The sequence below is a fragment of the Celeribacter sp. genome (assembly GCF_048270365.1).
Lineage (GTDB): Bacteria > Pseudomonadota > Alphaproteobacteria > Rhodobacterales > Rhodobacteraceae > Celeribacter.
Map to the genome: position 1 here is coordinate 292,316 of NZ_JBLWTA010000002.1, position 16,976 is coordinate 309,291.

Annotated in this window: 21 protein-coding genes; 8 read left to right on the forward strand and 13 right to left on the reverse strand. The window is 58.9% G+C overall.

The features are described 5' to 3' along the window. Positions 1 to 72 precede the first annotated feature (72 nt). Positions 73 to 1,497 (forward strand): 30S ribosomal protein S12 methylthiotransferase RimO, encoded by a 1,425-nt coding sequence (rimO, locus tag ACN0X0_RS04090; RefSeq protein WP_417278117.1) that lies wholly within the window; start codon positions 73 to 75, stop codon positions 1,495 to 1,497. 110 nt (positions 1,498 to 1,607) lie between these two features. Here rimO and ACN0X0_RS04095 read toward each other — a convergent pair whose 3' ends face one another. Continuing rightward, the gene (locus ACN0X0_RS04095; protein ID WP_417278118.1) at positions 1,608 to 2,363 is read right to left on the reverse strand and encodes a hypothetical protein; all 756 of its coding nucleotides are present in this window, start codon (positions 2,361 to 2,363) and stop codon (positions 1,608 to 1,610) included. 147 nt (positions 2,364 to 2,510) lie between these two features. Here ACN0X0_RS04095 and ACN0X0_RS04100 point away from each other — a divergent pair, with 147 nt between their 5' ends. After that, entirely contained in the window at positions 2,511 to 2,903 is a 393-nt protein-coding gene (locus ACN0X0_RS04100) for a rhodanese-like domain-containing protein (RefSeq protein ID WP_417278119.1), read from the forward strand. Here ACN0X0_RS04100 and ACN0X0_RS04105 read toward each other — a convergent pair. Beyond that, on the reverse strand, positions 2,900 to 3,250 hold the full coding sequence (locus tag ACN0X0_RS04105) for a YigZ family protein (RefSeq protein ID WP_417278120.1): 351 nt from the start codon (positions 3,248 to 3,250) through the stop codon (positions 2,900 to 2,902). The two genes, ACN0X0_RS04100 and ACN0X0_RS04105, sit on opposite strands and share 4 nt — an antisense overlap. A 15-nt stretch (positions 3,251 to 3,265) precedes the next feature. Further along, complete coding sequence (locus tag ACN0X0_RS04110) at positions 3,266 to 3,628, reverse strand: diacylglycerol kinase (protein ID WP_417278121.1); 363 nt, start codon at positions 3,626 to 3,628, stop codon at positions 3,266 to 3,268. Positions 3,629 to 3,733: 105 nt separating this feature from the next. On the opposite strand from ACN0X0_RS04110, the gene ACN0X0_RS04115 reads away from it, so the two are divergent. Then, positions 3,734 to 4,273, forward strand: a complete 540-nt coding sequence (locus ACN0X0_RS04115; protein ID WP_417278122.1) for a DUF4405 domain-containing protein — start codon at positions 3,734 to 3,736, stop codon at positions 4,271 to 4,273. A gap of 66 nt (positions 4,274 to 4,339) precedes the next feature. Here the strand turns inward: ACN0X0_RS04115 and ACN0X0_RS04120 are convergent, their stop codons facing one another. The 5 genes from ACN0X0_RS04120 to ACN0X0_RS04140 form a co-directional block, all read right to left on the reverse strand. Next, positions 4,340 to 4,627, reverse strand: coding sequence for a DUF6455 family protein (locus tag ACN0X0_RS04120; protein WP_417278123.1), 288 nt, complete (start codon positions 4,625 to 4,627; stop codon positions 4,340 to 4,342). Between the two features lie 49 nt (positions 4,628 to 4,676). Beyond that, a complete protein-coding gene (locus ACN0X0_RS04125; RefSeq protein ID WP_417278124.1) occupies positions 4,677 to 4,946 on the reverse strand; it encodes a DUF6455 family protein in 270 nt (89 codons plus the stop codon). Between the two features lie 165 nt (positions 4,947 to 5,111). Next, positions 5,112 to 6,110, reverse strand: coding sequence for a Hint domain-containing protein (locus tag ACN0X0_RS04130; RefSeq protein WP_417278125.1), 999 nt, complete (start codon positions 6,108 to 6,110; stop codon positions 5,112 to 5,114). A 152-nt stretch (positions 6,111 to 6,262) separates the two neighbouring features. Further along, complete coding sequence (locus ACN0X0_RS04135; RefSeq protein WP_417278126.1) at positions 6,263 to 6,964, reverse strand: M48 family metalloprotease; 702 nt, start codon at positions 6,962 to 6,964, stop codon at positions 6,263 to 6,265. Between the two features lie 131 nt (positions 6,965 to 7,095). Then, the gene (locus ACN0X0_RS04140; RefSeq protein ID WP_417278127.1) at positions 7,096 to 9,135 is read right to left on the reverse strand and encodes a TonB-dependent receptor domain-containing protein; all 2,040 of its coding nucleotides are present in this window, start codon (positions 9,133 to 9,135) and stop codon (positions 7,096 to 7,098) included. 331 nt (positions 9,136 to 9,466) lie between these two features. Between ACN0X0_RS04140 and ACN0X0_RS04145 the strand changes: the two genes are divergently transcribed. Next, positions 9,467 to 9,706, forward strand: coding sequence for a hypothetical protein (locus tag ACN0X0_RS04145; RefSeq protein ID WP_417278128.1), 240 nt, complete (start codon positions 9,467 to 9,469; stop codon positions 9,704 to 9,706). 103 nt (positions 9,707 to 9,809) lie between these two features. On the opposite strand, the gene ACN0X0_RS04150 is transcribed toward ACN0X0_RS04145, so the two are convergent. Beyond that, positions 9,810 to 10,169, reverse strand: a complete 360-nt coding sequence (locus ACN0X0_RS04150) for a hypothetical protein (protein ID WP_417278129.1) — start codon at positions 10,167 to 10,169, stop codon at positions 9,810 to 9,812. A gap of 150 nt (positions 10,170 to 10,319) precedes the next feature. Continuing rightward, on the reverse strand, positions 10,320 to 10,586 hold the full coding sequence (locus tag ACN0X0_RS04155) for a DUF167 domain-containing protein (RefSeq protein ID WP_417278130.1): 267 nt from the start codon (positions 10,584 to 10,586) through the stop codon (positions 10,320 to 10,322). A gap of 81 nt (positions 10,587 to 10,667) precedes the next feature. On the opposite strand from ACN0X0_RS04155, the gene ACN0X0_RS04160 reads away from it, so the two are divergent. Then, positions 10,668 to 11,246 carry a nitroreductase gene (locus tag ACN0X0_RS04160; protein WP_417278131.1) on the forward strand — a complete coding sequence of 193 codons (579 nt, stop codon included), beginning with the start codon at positions 10,668 to 10,670 and terminating at the stop codon, positions 11,244 to 11,246. After that, on the forward strand, positions 11,246 to 11,962 hold the full coding sequence (locus ACN0X0_RS04165) for an EI24 domain-containing protein (protein ID WP_417278132.1): 717 nt from the start codon (positions 11,246 to 11,248) through the stop codon (positions 11,960 to 11,962). Before ACN0X0_RS04160 ends, ACN0X0_RS04165 begins: the two co-directional genes overlap by 1 nt. Here ACN0X0_RS04165 and ACN0X0_RS04170 read toward each other — a convergent pair. Both ACN0X0_RS04170 and mce read right to left on the reverse strand, forming a co-directional pair. Further along, positions 11,945 to 12,241 (reverse strand): DUF1467 family protein, encoded by a 297-nt coding sequence (locus tag ACN0X0_RS04170; protein WP_417278133.1) that lies wholly within the window; start codon positions 12,239 to 12,241, stop codon positions 11,945 to 11,947. The two genes, ACN0X0_RS04165 and ACN0X0_RS04170, sit on opposite strands and share 18 nt — an antisense overlap. Position 12,242: 1 nt before the next feature. Further along, positions 12,243 to 12,647 (reverse strand): methylmalonyl-CoA epimerase, encoded by a 405-nt coding sequence (gene mce, locus ACN0X0_RS04175; RefSeq protein WP_417278134.1) that lies wholly within the window; start codon positions 12,645 to 12,647, stop codon positions 12,243 to 12,245. 167 nt (positions 12,648 to 12,814) lie between these two features. Here mce and ACN0X0_RS04180 point away from each other — a divergent pair, with 167 nt between their 5' ends. Then, the gene (locus ACN0X0_RS04180) at positions 12,815 to 13,534 is read left to right on the forward strand and encodes a response regulator (RefSeq protein WP_417278135.1); all 720 of its coding nucleotides are present in this window, start codon (positions 12,815 to 12,817) and stop codon (positions 13,532 to 13,534) included. Positions 13,535 to 13,616: 82 nt separating this feature from the next. Here the strand turns inward: ACN0X0_RS04180 and aspS are convergent, their stop codons facing one another. After that, positions 13,617 to 15,410 (reverse strand): aspartate--tRNA ligase, encoded by a 1,794-nt coding sequence (gene aspS, locus ACN0X0_RS04185; protein ID WP_417278136.1) that lies wholly within the window; start codon positions 15,408 to 15,410, stop codon positions 13,617 to 13,619. 198 nt (positions 15,411 to 15,608) lie between these two features. On the opposite strand from aspS, the gene ACN0X0_RS04190 reads away from it, so the two are divergent. Beyond that, complete coding sequence (locus tag ACN0X0_RS04190) at positions 15,609 to 16,913, forward strand: glycosyltransferase family 87 protein (protein WP_417278137.1); 1,305 nt, start codon at positions 15,609 to 15,611, stop codon at positions 16,911 to 16,913. Positions 16,914 to 16,976: the final 63 nt, after the last annotated feature.

Here is a 16,976-nt window from a genome sequence, read left to right on the forward strand (position 1 = left end):
AACATCGGACGGATTGTCCGAGCGCGCAACAGGGCTTCTCAGGCGGGCCGCTTTCGGAGTATATCGCGCCATATGAGCCAGAATCCTCCAGCCCTCCGCCCCGATCTTGCCCCGAAGCCTTTGTTCGACGGGTCCCGTCGTAACATTCAAGGCCGCGACGGCCAGCCGACCATCGGCATGGTCTCTTTGGGCTGTCCGAAAGCCTTGGTCGACAGCGAGCGCATCCTGACGCGGCTGCGCGCCGAGGGCTATCAGATCAGCGCGGATTATTCCGGCGCAGATGCCGTGATCGTCAACACCTGTGGCTTTCTCGACAGCGCCAAGGCCGAAAGCCTTGAGGCCATTGGCGAGGCCTTGCAGGAAAACGGCAAGGTGTTGGTCACCGGCTGTCTCGGCGCCGATCCCGAGTATATCACTGGCGTGCATCCAAAGGTTCTGGCCGTCACCGGCCCGCATCAATACGAACAGGTCTTGGACGCCGTGCATGCCGCCGTGCCGCCCTCGCCCGATCCCTTTGTGGACCTCCTGCCCGCAACCGGCGTGAGCCTCACGCCCCGGCATTTCAGCTATCTGAAAATCTCTGAGGGCTGCAACCACGCCTGCAAATTCTGCATCATCCCGGACATGCGTGGCAAACTTCAGTCGCGCCCCGTCCATGCAGTGCTGCGCGAGGCGGAGAAACTTGTGGAAGCTGGCGTCAAGGAATTGCTCGTCATCTCGCAGGACACCTCCGCCTATGGGCTTGATCGCCGTTACGAGGCCTTTCCGTGGAAAGACCGCGACGTCCGGAGCCACATCACCGATCTGGCGCGCGAGTTGGGCCAACTGGGCACGACGGATGACCTCTGGGTGCGGCTGCACTACGTCTACCCCTACCCCCATGTGCGCGAGCTGATCCCGCTGATGGCGGATGCGGGCAATGCGGTGCTGCCCTACCTCGACATCCCCTTCCAACACGCCCATCCGGACACGCTCAAACGTATGGCGCGGCCTGCGGCGTCGGCAAAGGTCTTGGACGAAATCGCCGCCTGGCGTGCGATGGCGCCGGACATCACGCTGCGCTCGACGTTCATCGTCGGCTATCCGGGCGAGACGGAGGAAGAATTCCAATACCTGCTGGATTGGATGGACGAAGCGCAGCTCGACCGTGTGGGCTGTTTCCAATACGAAAACGTCGATGGCGCGCGCTCGAACGCGCTGGCCGATCACGTCGCGCCCGAGCTGAAACAAGAGCGCTGGGAACGGTTCATGGAGAAGGCGCAGGCGATCTCCGAGGCCAAACTGGAAGCCAAGGTCGGCACGGTTCAGCAGGTCATCGTGGACGACATTGACGAAGACGGCATCGCCACCTGCCGCACCAAGGCCGACGCGCCGGAGATCGACGGGAACCTGTTTATTGATGAGGGGACCGAGGGGTTGAGTGTTGGGGATTTGGTGACTGTGGAGGTTGATGAGGCTGGGGAGTATGATTTGTGGGGTTGCCTCCCAAAGACATGATCCGGGGGAGCATTTCTCGGAGGCAACGCGCGGGAGCGTCGGAGACGCGGAGCGCTGGGGAGCATTTGACAATCAGTAAGTAAAATTATGTTCGGGGGCACATAAAACGACTATTTACGTCTGCTGAGTTCAGCCCGGATATCCTCAATCTGTAATTCTAACTCTGCCTTCTCATTACGCAGATCAGAAATTTCTTTTGACAGGCGGCGTTGCTCATCGTCTCGCCCGCCCCCAAGTGTGTGGCGTCGAGCTTCTTGATAGTCATGAAGCTTGACTTGTGCCTGCGCGATATTGGCCTCTTTTGCATCTAGAAGCGCCTTTGCACGCACAAAGGCTTGCCGAAGAGGTCCCGTTGATATGCTACCAAATTGCTTATCCTTCCCACCCTCTTCCAATTTTGACTTAAGCTCCTCTCGAACATCTTCGTCCTGAATTCTCTCAGCACGATCAGCGAGTTCCGCATTATCTACCATAAGCGCCAAGGCGCGTGTTCGTTCAGCTTCCCACTCATTTCTTCGTTTTAAGCGTTCATGCGCGCGCTCATCATCCCGGCTGCGCACCGCACTCACCTGCCCACTCACGATTTCATGGAAAAAATTATTCACGAAGGGCAACCCAGCGGCAATGACAGCACCTAGAATGAGCGGGCCAAGCACATAGCCACCAAAGTCGGTGTGCGTATCGAAGTATCTGATCCTGTCCTCAGCCGAAGTTTCAGAGAAGGCGAGGTAAAATATTTCGCGCCAGTTGATCGCGAAAAAAGCAAAAGCAAAGGACGCGAAAAAACGGCTTTTGATCCGTGAACGTCCTTCGTCCAGAAATTCTTTAATAAAATCCATTCTCAATCCCCCGAATTTGAGAAACATGAGCACGATCTCCAGCAGAAAGTCCAGCACCCGCCCTGTGGGGCGAGGCTGGCGCAGAGCGATGACTGTGTCATCGCTTGGTTTCCCATTGAGACCATTGCCCTCCAAACCCCGAACCGGTTAACTCTCCCCCAAGAGGAGACCCCCATGCTCAAAAACTACAAAGACCTGCTCGCAGCTGCCCACGAAGTGATCGAGACCATCCCGACGCAAGACGCCATCCGCCTCATGCGCGACGAGGGCATCGTCTTCGTCGATCTCAGAGACCGGCGCGAGCTTGAACGCGAGGGGCGTATTCCCGGCGCCTTCCATTGTCCGCGCGGGATGTTGGAGTTTTGGATCGACCCGGAAAGCCCCTATTACAAACCCAAATTCGGCGAGGACAAGAAGTTCGTCTTTTACTGCGCTTCCGCCTGGCGCTCCGCGCTTGCCACCCAGACCTGTATAGAGATGGGGTTCACCAATGTGGCCCATGTCGCGGGCGGGTTTACCGCGTGGAAAATGCATGGCGGGCCGGTCGAAGAGGTCGAAAAGCCCTAAACCCGGTCGAGGTAATAGCGCACCGCGTCCTGCACATGACGAAACCGGTCGCCGCCCAGATGTTTGCCGCCATACCAGCGCGTCACCACCACGATCTGGCCGGTGACGCCCTCGCGCTCCAACATCCGCAGGATCACCATCCCCGCGCCGCTTTCGCCGTCGTCATTCTTGAGAGGCGTGCCATCAGGCAGCACAACGCCCCATGTGTTATGCGTCGCCTTGGCGAATTTCTTTTTGCGGCAGAGCTCTTTGAGAAAGGCCTTGGCCTCCGCCTCCGACGCGCAGGCGCCGCCGGAGACCGCATATTTCGAGCCGCGGTCGGATATGATGCCGTCATAAATCTGCATGGGTCGCTTATAGGGTCATGAGATCAGAACCGCCAGCCACGCCACAGCGGCGGCAATCGCGGTCACCGTCACAGCGGCGGAGCCCGCGTCCTTGGCGGTTTTGGCCAGAGGGTGTTCGCGATCCGAGATGTAATCCACCGCATCCTCAATCGCCGTGTTCAACAGCTCGGCGGCCAAGATCAAAAGCCCCAGCGCGATCACAAGCCCACGCTCCAAAGCACTCAGATCAAGGACAAAAGCCAAACACCCGGCGATAAGATTGGCCCAGACCCAAGTGCGGAACGAATGCTCCGAGCGCCACGCATAGCGCAGCCCCGCGACGCTCCAGACGGTGCGCAGGACCAGCCGTTTCGCGGTGTAAATCGCTTTGTCTCTCATAGGTCTCCTCCCTGCCCGAGCATGGGCGAGGAAAAAGGCCAAGGCAAGCGACGGAAGCGATGCGCGCGCCCGTAAAAAAGGGCAGAGACAAGAAAGGTGTTCACCATGTCCACGTTACGTAAATTCGCCACGCCGCTGACCATCGCCACATTCACCATTGTCGGCGTCACGGGCGTGCTTTGGTATTTCCATTTCATCACCTCCGCCGGGCGTTGGATGCATGAGATCATCGGGCTGGCGATGATGATCGTGGTCGGGCTGCACGTCGTGTTGAACTGGCGCGCGTTCAAGACTTATTTCAAACGTCCTCTGGCGATCGGGATCATTGCATTGGGCGTGGTGTTGACCGTCGGCGCCTATCTGGTGCCGGATCAGACGCAGGCGCGTGGCGGCCCGCCGCAATTCGCGGCATTCTCGAAATTCGCGGATGAGAGCCTGACCACCTTGGGGCCGATCTTTGACACGACGGGCGAGATTTTGGTGACCCGGCTGGAAGACGCAGGCTATCGCGGCGCCTCGCCCGAGAGCACCATCGCCGATCTGGCGGGCGACAATGTGCGGGCGCAGATGCAGGCGTTTTCCGTGTTGGCCGCTGACGGGGCCTCTCCGGGCGGTCAGGGTCAGGGCGCTGCCGCACGCAACTAAAACAGCAACTCAGACAACAAAAAGGGGCCACAAGAGGCCCCTTTTTTTCATCCCTCGATGGTCTGATTACTCCGCCGCAAGCTGGTTTTGCACGGCACGAACGTAGTTCAACTCCTGAGAATTTAGGCAATACTCCGGGGTCGCCTCTTGTCGGCCCTGATGGTCGAGCAGCCACAGGATACAGGCGTCATGTTTCGTGCATTCCCCACAACGCCTTTCCATATTGGAAAGCTCCTGCGTCGAGATTTCACCGGATGCGGCGGCACGCACCACATCTGCGCCAAGCCGGTCGGCCATGCCATGCATGAGGCAGGCGGTTCCCGGTTTCAGGCGTGGAAGGATGTCTGTCGTCATATCGTCCTCCATTGTGGTTTTGGGACGCGTTTTGCGCCCATGAGGCGGCTCAAGTGGCCGCGAGACGTTCAAGCTCGGATTTGTTGCGGCAATAGCGCGGCGCCGCCACGGCCGGGACAGCCAGCTCGGCCTGCGCATCGAGAAACTTGACGCACATATCCGGCGCCGTGCAGCTCAGGCAGCGATAGACCCGGTCCGTGGCCTCAACTTCGGAGGCCTCTTCGCCCCGTTGCGCGCGCTCTTCCAGATCGACGCCCAAGGCGCCCGCCATACGCTCCACAAGGCGCGCGTGGGTTTCAAATGTCCCGAATTTGGTCATGACAGCCTCCGATGATATGCGTTCTCACATCCCAAGAGGAAAAAACCATGGCGGGGGAAGCGCCTCTTTGATCCTGATCAACTGCGGGATCTGGGGCAGGTTTCCGCAGGTTTTCTTGCAAAACCGCGAAGAATTAAGGCATTGTTTACGGATTTTCCGAAACCATCACGCCGCGCGCCCGAAAAGAGCGGCCACCCTGCCCCGAATCTCGGGACGCGCCAAAGGCACGGCGGCGCCCTCGCCAAAGAGACGCAGCACCGGGAAAATCCGGTACAATTCTGCACGGGTGGCCTCTTCCAGAGTGTCCAAAGCCATGGCTCCCGGAAAGAAGCTCTCCGAGATCAGCCCGCCGCTGTCCAAAAGCTCATGGCCATCGAACATCAGATGCACATAGGTGACTTCGGTCAGGTCCGCGCGCTGACGAATGGTCTCACCGTTGACCAACCACCGCGCCGGCACCAAAGCCTCTTCGAGCCCCACGTAAAGCTGCACCCGATGCCCGGTGACAAGCACGCGGTGCTGCGGTGAGACCAAAACGGGGCGACGCGGCACATGGCGATTCAGCGCCCCGCGCAAAATCTCGATCGGCGCCAAATCCGGGGCGCGGGTCAGGTCGATCCTAGACGTCCCAACCCAGCGCACGGGTTGAAGCCCATGATCCGCAGTCCAGACCAGATCGCCGACGGCGATGTCTTCGATCGGTTTCGGCCCGAGGCCCGTACGCAAGACGGAGCCCGCCGCGAAACAGATCGCATCCTCGACCTCCGATATCTGCAACTCACCATCGTTATTGCCACTGTCGGGATCGGCGATTTCATCCGCCGAGGTATAGACCATCGTGGCGCCATCCAACCCGGAGATGTCGAGGATATAGCCGTTCTGGAACAGAACATGTTCGTCGCCCGCGCCCATGTTCTGGTAATTGTTGTTGTCGGGGTTCAGCCCCTCCATGATGACATTGCCATCGGCATCAGTCAGCCGCCAAAACTGACCATTGGTGAAGGTGTCCGACGGGTTTTGGTAGACCTCGAGGTAATAGATATCCTCAGAGGTGCCGAGGGGGGTGATGCCGGAAACGGTAAGTTCGAGATTGGGCGGATTGGTGCCATTCAAAGAGGCAGAACCATAGGTGCCGATCATATTGCCTTTGATTTGAATCGCCATCTCGCACCATACCATTTTGTCAAATTTCCCAATCATGACGTAAGGTTAGCTTACATCAGACACGGTTTTTTGAGGGGTACGGCACAATTCAGACGCAGGAAAGGCCACAAGGAGGCTCCTCACTCAATCGTGTGATCTGTCTGTGCAAATGCCTACAATTTCGCCATGGTGCGGCGCACGGTTTCGATCCGTTGGCCGTTCGGCGGGTGAGAGCCAAGGAACCTGTCGCCCGGATCGGGGATGCGGGTGAAATAGGCCGCACCCCGCACCGGATCGTAGCCGGAATGATAAGCGATCACCGTGCCCAGTTTGTCCGCCTCCAGCTCGTAATCCTTGGAGTACCGACGCGCGCCCACTGTGGCGCCGATATCCTGTGCGCTGGACACGGCACTGGCGTCGCCCCCGATCGCAGCAATCAGAACGCCGCCCAAAAGCGCGCCGGTCATCGCCGTTTGTTGGGTCCGAGCGATATGGCCGGAGATGTGATGCGCCGCCTCATGCCCCATGATAAAGGCCAGCTCGTCATCGTTTTGCACATCTTTCAAGAGTGCAGACGTAAAGGTCAGAACCGGGCGCCCCGATTTGTCCTGCGATTGCCAGGCGTTGGAAGGCGCACGCGGATCGGTTTCCAAGACGATCTTGAAATCGCAATTCGCGCCTTGGGTGCGCGTACGGCATTGCCGTTCGGCCACCGGCTCGACCCGGGAGACGGTCCGGTTAAAATCGGCCACGGAAAGGCCCGGCCCCGAGGCCCGGCTCACGGGAGCAGCTGCGGGGGCGCTTGGCACGGTTGTGGTTTCGACACAGCCCGCGAGGGCGACTGCGACCAAAAGGGAAAGGCCTGCACGATACATTCTTCGGTCTCCGACACGCATTTTTTTGCGAAAATAACCGCAAGTGCCCTCGCTGACCAGTCACATCGCAGTGCTCTCCCCTTGAGCGTAAAAAACCGGGGCAGTTCCCCACCCCGGTTCAAAGAGGTTCCTCAGAACCGCGTCGTCAGACCAATTTTGAACAGACGCCCGTTTTCGCGATAAGAGGTCTCATCGGCGGGCTGTTCATCGAACAGGTTGTCGATCCCGAGGTTCAGTGTGGTCGCATCGGTCAGATCGTAGCCCAGCGCCACGTCGACCAGGACATACGGGTTCTTGTTCTGCCCCGCAGGCACCGCGCGGGCCTCATCTTCGCTCAGCTCGTCTTCGGTCACATAGCCGACCTGTTTGCCGACATAGGTGATGTCGCCGGAAAGCGTCAGACGATCATTCGCCCGCCAGCTTGCCCCAGTGGTGACGTTCCATTTCGGTGTCGTGGCCATCGGGAAAGCATGATCGAGCTCTTCGTATTTGAACTCGGATTTCGCCAGATAGGTAAACGAGCTGCTCCAGATCACATCCTCGGTCACATCCCAAGCGAAACCACCTTCGATCCCGGCGGTTTTGCCGCTTTCGATATTGGTCCGCTCAAACACGTCATAGCCGGTGTCCGGGTCGATCTCGCCGGTTTTGCGCGCGCCGATCATGTCGGTGATGTCATTGTAAAACGCCGTCAGTTCCCAATTGACCACGCTGCCCTGATAGTTCAGCCCGATCTCGTAGTTGTCGGAGGTTTCCGGTTCCAGATCCGGGTTGCCGTAGATGATGCAAGGCCCGGTGTAGGGTTTACAGCCATTGCCACGCGACGACATTTTGTAGTTCGGGTTGAGCGACCGCAGATCGGGCGCCACGAAGGCTTGCGCATAGCCGGCCTTGAGCATCAAGCCACCGCCGAAGTCGTAATTGGCGTAGAGCCGCGGCGTGATGTGTTCGCCGTAGTCCTCATGGTGATCATAGCGCAGCCCGCCGGTCAGGGTCAGAGCCTCGGTCACGTCAAAGCGCCCCTCGGCATAGAGCGCGCCGGTCACCACATCGCCTTCGATCACGGCACCATCGCGGTTCGTCGCCGGATCGCTCAGTTTGTCTTTCGCAATCGTTCCGCCCACCGTGTAGCCAAACGCTTTGCCCGCAAGGAAGGTTTCCGCCGCATAGCGGGTCTCGAAGGTGGTCGTTTCATAGGTGATCGGATCGCCCCAGGCCGGATCGACCCAAGACGCGTTGGACGAATCCTCATAGCGCAGGTAGCTCGACAGGGTCCCCGCCCCGACCATCCACTCGTTGGTGATGGCATAGCCCTCGCGGTCGATCTTGTTGGTGTCATGTTCGCCCTCTGAGGCAAGGTATTTCTCCTGCCCCGTGGTGGCCTCAAAGCCCCATTCGACCGTACCGCTGGGCCGCCAGGTGAACCGTGCGCCCAGCTCGCGGGCGTTCGAGCCGTCGGAACCATAGGTCGTCTGTTCCGTGCCGGTGTCATCGGTCCAGACAAAGCCCTCCGGCGCGTCGCGCTCAGACAGTTTGCTCCAAAGCTCGACATCCACCGTCTCGCTCAGGGCGCCGCTGACGTAGCCGGAGATTTGGCGGCTGTCCGCCGTGGTCGACGATTCGCCAAAGCCGAAATCGGTGGTGATCGAACCGCCCCAAACGCCCGTAGGTTCCTTGGTGATGATGTTCACCACCCCGCCCATGGCGTCAGACCCGTAGAGCGTGGACATCGGCCCGCGCACAACTTCGATCCGCTCGATCGCATCCAGAGGCACGGCGTTCAGATCACCCTGATAATGGCGCGCAAAACTTTTGCCAGTGCTGATGCGTTTGCCATCGACCAAAGTGAGCGTCCGGTTCGAGGAAATGCCGCGGAAAGACACTTTGGAAATCCCGTCATTCCCCCGCGTCAGGTTGAGGCCCGGCACGCGCCGCAACAGGTCATTGAGATCGCGCGCGCCCTCTTGGGCAATCGTGTCCTGATCAATCACGGTGATCGAAGCGGGCGCGTCCTGCACGGTGGTTTCAAGGCCAGAGGCGGTCGACACGACGATCTCGTCGAGAACGATCAAATCGTCCTGCGCCAGAGCGACAGAGGGCAAAAGCGTCAGAGCCGTGGTCATCAAAAGCCCGCGCGACAGCGACGCGGAACGGGGAGGAAGGGGGGGCATGGTGCGTCTCCAAAAGATGTTTCGAAATGGATCCCTCCGGGCCCGCGCAAAGCTGGCGGCATATCAAGACGCGCCTCGGTGGTGCGCGCGACGTATAAAAACGGTCGATCATGGGATGAGACAGCCCAATCGACACAAACGTGATCCCGGATATGGATAGCTCGCGTAAACTGGCTGCCTGTCAAAGCACAAAAATCAGCGGGAGATGCAAGGGGCTTAACTTATTATTTTAGTCGGAATAAAAGATCATCCGATCTCGTTGCCCCAAGATCACAGATTGCCACCGTCAGAGCCTCTTGCTTTTGCCGGGCCGCAGGTGCAGCATCAAACCATGTTTACCATCGAACACGATTTCGACGCGACGGTCGTCACCATAGTGGATGAGGGCGAGGCCCCTCTTCTCGAAGATGTCATCATCTCGGCCTTCGCGGAATGCGTGACGGTCGAACAACACGACCCGCGCACAGATAGCACCCACAAGATCACGCTCTCGCTGCAACAGCTGCGTGATCTGGGCGCGGCGCTTGATTTGCCTGAGGGCGCCTATCGGCTGTCGCCGGTGGAGGAGTGACAGGGCTGGCTTGTCCTAAGGCGGCGTATGGGAAGGCGTAGAGTTGATGTTCGTTGTGCGGGAGGAAGTCTTCTCAGTCAGCCAAAGCCACGCGGAGGCAGGGCTATAGAAGTTTTTCTCCGTACGCCCAAATAAGCGTACCTAGGATCAGCGTAAAAATACTTACCCTACCGCCGTTCTTAATAAGCCATTCGTCAAATTTTCTTTTAGGTTGACCGTGCCTAGGCAAAGAACCGAGGTTCATGCCTCCATCTAAACCCGATCCCGGTTTCAGTCTTTCAAATAAAATTGTTCCGGTCACCATTACGGCCCCTGATGCCGAAAACCAACTAAAATCACATGCTTGATTGAATTCGATCAAGAAGCTTACTATAGCCCAGACAAAACTTGCCATCATCAAAACAAAACCAATTATCATTCGGTCTGACTTGAATGGCTCGGCTTTTTGTTTCTCTCTGAACATCTTTCCTCAATCTTTCCAAAGCACGGCAGTAGATCCAGATAGATAAATGCAAACCCATTGTGTTGGAAGAGATAAGACTTCCTTTTGAGTCTTGGCGGTCGAAATGCCGGTAACTATGGGCTCAACCTGAACATTCACCCCACCCCAGCATTACTCCACCCGAAACACCTTGTCCCGAGAGGTCTCGCCGCGCACCAGCGTTAGCGTCGATTTCGCCCGGCCCATGGCTTTGGCCAAAATCTTAATCACATCTTTCGTCGCCTTGCCGCCTTCGGGCACAGTGGTGACGTAAACCCGCACGACCTGCTCCTCTTCGACAACCACCGCATTGCGCGAGGCCTTGGGCGTCACGCGCACCGACAGCATCCCGTCGATCACGCATGCCTCAAGGGCTGCTTTCAATTCCATCTTATCCATGCCTCCCTTTACCATCTGCGCGGTTGAAAACACCGACAAAAACGCCGACATGTTGCAGGAAACGCAGATGAAAGGCCTCTCATGCCCGCGCCCAACCCCGCCGCACTCGATTTCCTTTTGACCCGTCGGTCCCGTCCGGCCAAGACGCTCACCACGCCGGTGCCGGATCGCGACACGCTCGTGACGCTGTTGACCGCCGCCGCGCGCACGCCGGACCATGGCAAACTTGAGCCCTGGCGGTTCATCGTCTTGGAAAAAGCTGCCCTTACCCGGCTGGCGGAACGCATTGCGCCACTGGCCGAAACCCTCGGAATTGACCCCGACAAGGTCGAGAAAGCCAAGCGTCAATATGCCGACGCCGATCTCGCCATCGCCGTGGTGTTCTCGCCGAAGGACAGCGCAAAAGTCCCCCATTCCGAACAGCTTTACTCCGCGGGCGCCGTTTGCCTGTCGCTGTTGAACGCGGCCTTGGCAGCGGGCTGGGGCGCGAATTGGCTCTCGGGCTGGGCCTCGCATGACCGCTCTTTCTGCGAAGAGGGCCTTGGCCTCGCAGCACATGAAAGCATCGCCGGTTTCATCCACATCGGGACTGAGACCATCGCGCCGCCGGAACGTCCCCGCCCTGATCTCAATCAGATCGTCGACTGGGTCTCTGCGTGATGTTCGGCGATTTTTCCAAGGCGCTCGGCCAATTGGGCGACAAGCGATTTCAATCCGTGCTGTTCAAAGGTCTCGGCCTCACCGTCGCGCTTTTGATCGCGATCTATCTGGCCTTTGTCTGGGTGATCGGCGTTTTCGTGCCCGACACCTTCACCCTGCCCTTCATCGGCGAAATCACATGGGTCGACAACGCGCTCTCCATCGGCTCGTTCTTCCTGATGATCGGACTTTCGGTGTTCCTGATGGTGCCGGTCGCCTCGGCCTTTACCGGCATTTTCCTCGAAGAGGTCTCAGAGGCGGTTGAGGACGTACATTACCCCGGATTGTCCGAGGTGCCGCACCAGAGCCTGTCGGACATCGTCATGGATTCCTTGGGCTTTTTGGGGGTGATTGTCCTCGCGAACCTGATCGCCTTGGTGCTGTACCTGATCCTCAACATCGCCGCTCCGGTGATTTTCTGGGCCTTGAACGGCTTCCTGTTGGGCCGCGAATATTTCCAGATGGTCGCCATGCGGCGTCTGGGGCGCGAAGGTGCCAAAGCGGCGCGCAAAAGGCATATGCCGGAGATTTGGTTGGCGGGGGCCTTGATGGCCATCCCGCTCACCATTCCTTTGGTCAACCTGCTGATCCCGGTTCTGGGGGCTGCCACCTTCACGCATATGTTCATGCGGCTCGAAGGCGGCACCGTTTCATCCGGCTCAGCTGTCCGCCACTGACGGCAGCTTCGCGGTCCAGTCGAGATCGTGCCACGTGATCCAACCCGAAGAAATGATCGCCACCAAAATGGCCCAGATCACCGTCGCAAAGCCCGTGACCCAAAGCGCCTTGCGCCTTGGGTTGTAATTGGCGGGCGCGCCGTCATGGGTGCCTTCGACCTTGTCGATGCCATTCTCATGACGCAGATCGCCCTGGGTCTTAAGCCCGATCGGCAGGGCGACGAGCATGGTCATGAACCATGTCACCGCATAGAGCACGATGGCTGAGGTGATCCCCATCTCAGACCTGTTCCAACTCGACCAGACAGCCGTTGAAATCTTTCGGATGCAGGAACAGCACCGGCTTGCCATGGGCGCCGATTTTCGGCTCGCCAGAGCCAAGCACACGCGCACCCTCTTCCTTCAACTTGTCGCGCGCGGCGAGGATGTCGTCGACCTCGTAACAAATGTGGTGAATGCCCCCCGAAGGGTTCTTGTCGAGAAAGCCTTGGATCGGGGAGTCGTCCCCCAGAGGATAGAGCAGCTCGATCTTGGTGTTCGGCAGCTCGATGAAGACCACGGTCACGCCATGATCCGGCTCGTCCTGCGGCGGGTTCACCTTGGCGCCCAGCGTGTTGGCATATTGCGCAGATGCGGCTTCGAGGTCCGGCACGGCAATGGCGACGTGATTCAGGCGACCGATCATATTTCTCTTCCTCCATGAAATATCCGCCCGTTTATCGCCCGAGACCGGGGTTCCCGCAAGGCATTTAGGGTACAGATACCGCTCACATTGACCGTCCCGTCTCAAGGTTAACCAGTCATTCACCAGTTCTGAGGTTTACTCCGAGTCGCACTGGATGGAGCTGAACAATGAGTGATGAACTTGAACGCCTGTTAACGATACAGGCCCCGACCGCGGAGCGCCCGCTCCTTGGACTGACCGTTTTGGTTGTCGAGGACAGCCGATTTGCTTCTGAGGCGATGCGGCTTTTGTGCCTGCGCTCTGGCGCGCGCATCCGACGGGCCGACAGCCTGAGTTCTGCACGCAAGCATCTGCGCGTTTATCGCCCGAATGTGGTGATCGTCGATCTCGGCCTGCCGGACGGCTCCGGGGCGGAGTTGATCGACGAGCTGACGCATGCCCGTCCGCGGGTCGATGTGGTGCTGGGCATGTCGGGTGACAGCGGGGCCGAAGCTCTGGCGATTGCGGCCGGTGCCGACGGGTTCATTGAAAAACCGATCTCTTCTCTGGGTGCCTTTCAGGAATGCGTTCTCTCCTGTTTGCCCGAAGACGTGCGTCCCGAGGGGCTTCATGCCGTCAGCGACGATATGATCAGCCCAGATCCCATCGCGCTTCAGGATGATTTCGTCCATATCGCCGATCTTCTGACCACCGATGGCGGCGAAGATCTTTTGGATTACATCGCGCAATTTCTCTCCGGTGTCGCGCGCACGGCGGGCGATGCGGAGATGGAAGTGGCGGCGCAGGCTTTGGTCTATCACCGCGAAAAAGGCCTGCCCTATGGCTCCGACGTGGCGCGGATCGCGGGGCTTGTGCAATCCCGGATCGAGCCGCGCAAAGTCGTGTAACATCTTCGGTCCATCCATAGAAAAAGGGCGCCGGAAGTTCCGCGCCCTTTTTTGATATCTGTTTCTGCCGTGCCGAAGCGGCTTAGTCTTCTTGGGGAATGACCCGCAGGTTCAACTCGCGAAGCTGTTCATTCGTAGGCTCCGACGGCGCACCCATCATCAGGTCTTCAGCGCGTTGGTTCATCGGGAAGAGCATCACTTCGCGGATGTTGTCCTGATCGGCGAGGATCATCACCGCGCGGTCGATGCCAAGGGCACAGCCGCCGTGCGGCGGGGCGCCATATTGGAAGGCATTGACCATGCCGCCAAAGCGTTTCTCGACCTCATCCTTGCCATAGCCCGCGATCTCGAAGGCTTTGAACATGATCTCCGGTTTGTGGTTCCGGATCGCGCCCGACACCAACTCATAACCGTTACAGGCCAGGTCATATTGGTTGCCCAGCACCTTGAGCGGATCACCCAAGAGCGCGTCCATCCCGCCCTGCGGCATGGAGAAGGGGTTGTGTTCAAAGTCGATTTTGCCGCTCTCTTCGTCCTGTTCATAGATCGGGAAATCGACGATCCAGGCGAATTTGAACGCATCGCGCCAGTTTTCGTCCTCCGGCGCTTTCGGCGTCTCTTCCCAGATCACCGTGCGGGCCTTGCCAGCCACACGCTCAAAGGACTTCGGCTTGCCACCCAAGAAAAAGGCCGCATCGCCCACTTCAAGGCCAAGCTGCTGACGGATTGCCTCGGTGCGCTCAGGTCCGATGTTTTTCGCCAGCGGACCGGCGGCTTCCATGCCTTCGCCCTGATCGCGCCAGAAGATATACCCCATCCCCGGCAAGCCCTCTTGCTGGGCGAATTTGTTCATCCGGTCGCAGAATTTGCGCGAGCCGCCTTTCGGCGCCGGAATGGCGCGCACTTCGTTGCCCTCTTGTTCGAGAAGCTTGGCGAAGATCGCAAAGCCAGAGCCACGGAAATGCTCGGAGACATCCTGCATCTTGATCGGGTTCCGGAGATCCGGCTTGTCGGTGCCATACCAAAGTGCCGAGTCTTTGTACGAAATCTGCGGCCAATCGCGGTTCGCTTTCCGGCCCTTGCCGAATTTGTCGAACATGTCGGCGATCACCGGCTCCATCACGTCAAAAATGTCCTGCTGCGTGACAAAGGACATTTCCATGTCGAGCTGGTAGAAATCCGTCGGGCTACGATCCGCACGCGGGTCTTCGTCGCGGAAACAGGGCGCGATCTGGAAATATTTGTCAAAGCCCGAGACCATCAGAAGCTGTTTGAACTGCTGCGGCGCCTGCGGCAGGGCGTAGAATTTGCCCGGGTGAAGGCGAGACGGCACCAAAAAGTCACGCGCGCCTTCCGGCGACGAGGCCGTGATGATCGGCGTCTGGAATTCGTTGAATCCATTGCCCCACATGCGCTGACGCAGGTCCTGAACGACCTGAGAGCGCATCACCATGTTCTTCTGCATCTGCTCACGACGCAGATCGAGGTAACGGTATTTCAGACGGGTCTCTTCCGGGTATTCCTGATCGCCAAAGACCATCAGCGGCAGCTCGGCGGAGGCGCCCAAGATTTCGAGATCGCGCACGAACACCTCGATCTCGCCGGTGGGCAGTTTCGGGTTCACCAGCTCCGCATCACGCGCCTTCACCGTGCCGTCGATGCGGATACACCATTCGGAACGCACCTTTTCCATCGCGGAAAACACCGGGCTGTCCGGGTCGCAGAGCACCTGCGTCATACCGTAGTGGTCGCGCAGATCGACGAAAAGAATGCCGCCATGATCCCGGATGCGGTGCACCCAGCCGGAGAGGCGCACGGTGTCGCCCACGTTGGAGTTGTTCAATTCGGCGCAGGTATGGCTGCGGTAGACATGCATGGATCGGATCCCTTTAGGAGATGTGGGCAATCGTTTCGAAAACGCTCGCGCTGATACACAAGGCCCAGAGCGGAAAGTCAAGCCTAAGGCGGGGCCTGCGCCCTTGCGTGAGGCCGTCGAATGACAGAAACTGCCCGAAAAATTTAACGAGTAGATTTGAGGACACGCCGTGCAGCACCCTTTTATGCGGGAAACATCATGACGCCACCGTTCAAACGCTCCGAGTGGGTCGCCATCGCCTGTCTGATGTTCGGCTTCACCCTCTTGTGCGTGACGATTTACGCAAATGTGCCCTCGCCCGACTTTCTAGCATCCTGGATGGCGGGCAAGTTTTGGGTCGCGGGTGAGACGCATAACATCTACCCGCCGCTTGAGAATGGCATGTTCGACCTCTATTCGCCACGCGACTGGTATGAGGCGCTGACCGTGGATGGCGAGACACAAGAAGTCTTTCCCTTCATCTATCCGCCGATCTGGGTCTTTCTCGCGGGCAAGCTGAGCCAGATCGTCGATTATGAGACCATCCGCACCTTCGCCTCCTATGTGAACCCGGTGCTGTTGGCCTCTTGCGCGCTTTTGGCGCTGCGCATCACGCGGCGGCCTATTCCAGTGATCCCCGCGCTCCTCATCGGCATGGTGTTCTTTTCGCTCAGCGCCATCGGCCAGATCGCCCTGATGCAGAACCAGTTCCAGATTCTCGTGGCTTTCCTGACGCTTCTGAGCATCGAACGGAGCCGCAACGGTCATGAGATCGCGGGCGGCGCGGCCTTGGCACTGGCGGCGGCAATCAAGCTTTACCCAGCGATTTTCGTCATCCTGTTTCTGGCGGGCGGGCATCGACGCACTGCGGTGTCTTTTGTCGGCTTCGGCCTCGCGCTTGGTCTTTTGTCCATCGCATTGACCGGCTGGCCGCTGCACGCGCTGTTCCTGCACACGGTCTCGACCATTTCCGGCACGGTTCTCGTGACGCCCGTTTCGTGGTCCTTCGACCCGATGATCGGACAGATGTTTTTCGAAGACACCCTACGCAACCGCCCGATCCCCGAGTGGACAGCCCTCTACGGCATCGACATGAAACCGGGCGAAGGCTTTTTCTTCATGGCCAAACCCGCGCTTTGGAAAGCCCTGTCGAGTGGTGCCATGCTCGCCACCATGGCGCTGGGGGCCATGCTGATCCGCCTCGCCGAACGTCAGGGCGCGGACAGCGGCTGGGTCTGGGCCTTTGTCATGGGGCTCTTCGCGCTCGCCAATCCGTTGAGCTGGAGCTACCACTATATCGCCATCGCCGCCTTTGCCCCGCTCTTTGTGTTCCGGATCGGTCTCCTGCGCGGCGTGGTCTGGATCGCATTCATCGCGATTCTCAGTTCGAATTTCGCGCCTCAGATGTCCTATTGGGTTCAGGATCGGCTGCATTGGCCCTTGGTGTCGTTTCAGGTCTGGGGCACGCTGGTGATGACCGCGATGGTCGCCTCGTTTGGCTATTGCGTCTATCATCGCCACTGAGCCAGACGGCTTGGTGCGTTTTTTGGAAATCCGCCCTTGCACCCCCGCCCGTCATGACTATAA

Excerpts from the sequence above, each read along its gene's own strand:
- ACN0X0_RS04115 (WP_417278122.1), top strand. The coding sequence starts at position 3,734 with ATGTCCACGTTACGTAAATTCGCCACGCCGCTGACCATCGCCACATTC.
- ACN0X0_RS04190 (WP_417278137.1), top strand. The coding sequence starts at position 15,609 with ATGACGCCACCGTTCAAACGCTCCGAGTGGGTCGCCATCGCCTGTCTG.
- ACN0X0_RS04145 (WP_417278128.1), top strand. The coding sequence starts at position 9,467 with ATGTTTACCATCGAACACGATTTCGACGCGACGGTCGTCACCATAGTG.
- ACN0X0_RS04155 (WP_417278130.1), bottom strand. The coding sequence starts at position 10,586 with ATGGATAAGATGGAATTGAAAGCAGCCCTTGAGGCATGCGTGATCGAC.
- ACN0X0_RS04125 (WP_417278124.1), bottom strand. The coding sequence starts at position 4,946 with ATGACCAAATTCGGGACATTTGAAACCCACGCGCGCCTTGTGGAGCGT.
- rimO (WP_417278117.1), top strand. The coding sequence starts at position 73 with ATGAGCCAGAATCCTCCAGCCCTCCGCCCCGATCTTGCCCCGAAGCCT.
- ACN0X0_RS04110 (WP_417278121.1), bottom strand. The coding sequence starts at position 3,628 with ATGAGAGACAAAGCGATTTACACCGCGAAACGGCTGGTCCTGCGCACC.
- ACN0X0_RS04170 (WP_417278133.1), bottom strand. The coding sequence starts at position 12,241 with ATGGGGATCACCTCAGCCATCGTGCTCTATGCGGTGACATGGTTCATG.
- ACN0X0_RS04095 (WP_417278118.1), bottom strand. The coding sequence starts at position 2,363 with ATGTTTCTCAAATTCGGGGGATTGAGAATGGATTTTATTAAAGAATTT.
- ACN0X0_RS04105 (WP_417278120.1), bottom strand. The coding sequence starts at position 3,250 with ATGCAGATTTATGACGGCATCATATCCGACCGCGGCTCGAAATATGCG.
- ACN0X0_RS04165 (WP_417278132.1), top strand. The coding sequence starts at position 11,246 with ATGTTCGGCGATTTTTCCAAGGCGCTCGGCCAATTGGGCGACAAGCGA.
- ACN0X0_RS04160 (WP_417278131.1), top strand. The coding sequence starts at position 10,668 with ATGCCCGCGCCCAACCCCGCCGCACTCGATTTCCTTTTGACCCGTCGG.
- ACN0X0_RS04130 (WP_417278125.1), bottom strand. The coding sequence starts at position 6,110 with ATGGCGATTCAAATCAAAGGCAATATGATCGGCACCTATGGTTCTGCC.
- ACN0X0_RS04180 (WP_417278135.1), top strand. The coding sequence starts at position 12,815 with ATGAGTGATGAACTTGAACGCCTGTTAACGATACAGGCCCCGACCGCG.
- ACN0X0_RS04100 (WP_417278119.1), top strand. The coding sequence starts at position 2,511 with ATGCTCAAAAACTACAAAGACCTGCTCGCAGCTGCCCACGAAGTGATC.
- ACN0X0_RS04120 (WP_417278123.1), bottom strand. The coding sequence starts at position 4,627 with ATGACGACAGACATCCTTCCACGCCTGAAACCGGGAACCGCCTGCCTC.
- mce (WP_417278134.1), bottom strand. The coding sequence starts at position 12,647 with ATGATCGGTCGCCTGAATCACGTCGCCATTGCCGTGCCGGACCTCGAA.
- ACN0X0_RS04150 (WP_417278129.1), bottom strand. The coding sequence starts at position 10,169 with ATGTTCAGAGAGAAACAAAAAGCCGAGCCATTCAAGTCAGACCGAATG.
- ACN0X0_RS04135 (WP_417278126.1), bottom strand. The coding sequence starts at position 6,964 with ATGTATCGTGCAGGCCTTTCCCTTTTGGTCGCAGTCGCCCTCGCGGGC.
- ACN0X0_RS04140 (WP_417278127.1), bottom strand. The coding sequence starts at position 9,135 with ATGCCCCCCCTTCCTCCCCGTTCCGCGTCGCTGTCGCGCGGGCTTTTG.
- aspS (WP_417278136.1), bottom strand. The coding sequence starts at position 15,410 with ATGCATGTCTACCGCAGCCATACCTGCGCCGAATTGAACAACTCCAAC.